This window comes from Acidovorax facilis, assembly GCF_023913775.1.
In the GTDB taxonomy this organism is placed as follows: Bacteria; Pseudomonadota; Gammaproteobacteria; order Burkholderiales; family Burkholderiaceae_C; genus Acidovorax; species Acidovorax facilis.
Genome location: NZ_JAMXAX010000287.1, coordinates 1 through 1,296 on the forward strand (window position 1 = coordinate 1; position 1,296 = coordinate 1,296).

General features: G+C 59.5%; 1 protein-coding gene. It reads right to left on the reverse strand.

Annotated features, from left to right (window positions below; genetic code table 11):
- Positions 1-46 precede the first annotated feature (46 nt).
- Positions 47-1,239 (reverse strand): IS3 family transposase gene (locus NFX52_RS30190; RefSeq protein WP_369801303.1). Its coding sequence is split into 2 segments (ribosomal slippage): positions 47-957 and positions 957-1,239, totalling 1,194 coding nucleotides; the frame shifts between segments, so codons are not numbered across the junction.
- Positions 1,240-1,296: the final 57 nt, after the last annotated feature.

Below are 1,296 nucleotides of genomic sequence, written 5' to 3' on the forward strand. Positions count from 1 at the left end.
TTGTCGTGGTCAAGTTTTTTCAGACATTCCGATAGGGGAAGTTCGTTCAAGCTGAGTGAGCTGCCAACGCCTGCTGCATCTCGTAGCTATTGGGTGACTGGTATCCCAGCGTGGAGTGCAGCCTGATAGGGTTGTAGAAGCCCACGATGTAGTCTGCGATGTCCGCCTGGGCCTCGGCATGGTTTGCATAGTCGCGCTGCCAGACACGCTCCATCTTCAAGTTCAGGAAGAATCTCTCCATCACTGCGTTGTCCCAGCAGTTGCCCTTGCGACTCATGCTGCACACCAGGCCATGGCTCTCCAGCAACCCCATGTGCAGCTCGCTGGCGTACTGACTGCCTCGGTCCGAATGAACCAGCAATCCTGGCTTGGGCCGGCGGCTTGCGATGGCCATGCGCAGCGCCTCGCACACCAGCTGTGCTGGCATGCTCGGAGCCATGGCCCAGCCCACTACTTTTCTGGAGAACAGGTCCAGCACCACCGCCAGATAGAGCCAGCCACTGCGTGTGCGAACGTAGGTGATGTCGCTGGCCCATGTCAGGTTGGGCTTGTCAGGTTTGAACTGGCGCTGCAGTACGTTGTCTGCAACGGCCAAACCATGGCGGCTGTCGGTGGTGTGCGTGAACTTGCGCCGCCAGCGTGCTCGCAGCCCGTGCGCGGCCATCAGAGTGCGTGCTTTGTGGCGCCCAACAGCCCAGCCTTGCAATTTCAGCTGTGCACTCAGGCGGCGACTGCCGTAGCTGCTCCCACTGGCATGGAAGACTGCTTTGGCCTGAAGGCTCAGTGGGCTCAGTGGGCTCACTGCAGCCTTTGTGGTGGCGCGCTTGCGCGCCGCGTACCAGCCCGAGCGGCTCATGCCCAACACCCTGCACCACTGGCTTATCGTGGCCTTCTGCGCCTGTGCTTGCGCACTCATCAGGTCCTGAATCATTTCATTTCCCGGGCGAAGAAGGCCGACGCTTTTTTTAAGAGTTCATTGTCCGATTGCAGTTGCCTGACCTGAGACTCCAATTGCCGAATGCGTTGCTGCTCGGCCGTCAATGGCTTGCCAACGCCTGGGCGCCCGGCCGCCTCTTCGTCGTACTGCGCCAGCCAGCGGCGCACCGCGCTGTCAACCAGATCCAGATCCTTGCTGACCTGAGCCACGCTCAGATTCTGTTCTCGGACCATCTTGACCACTTGCAGCTTGAAGGCTGCGTCAAACGCCCTGCGCGCTCTTTTGTCTTTCATGTTCGTCATTTCCTCTGGGGTCTATGGGCCCCTATCGAGGTGTCCTATTTCATTGGACCATGACAG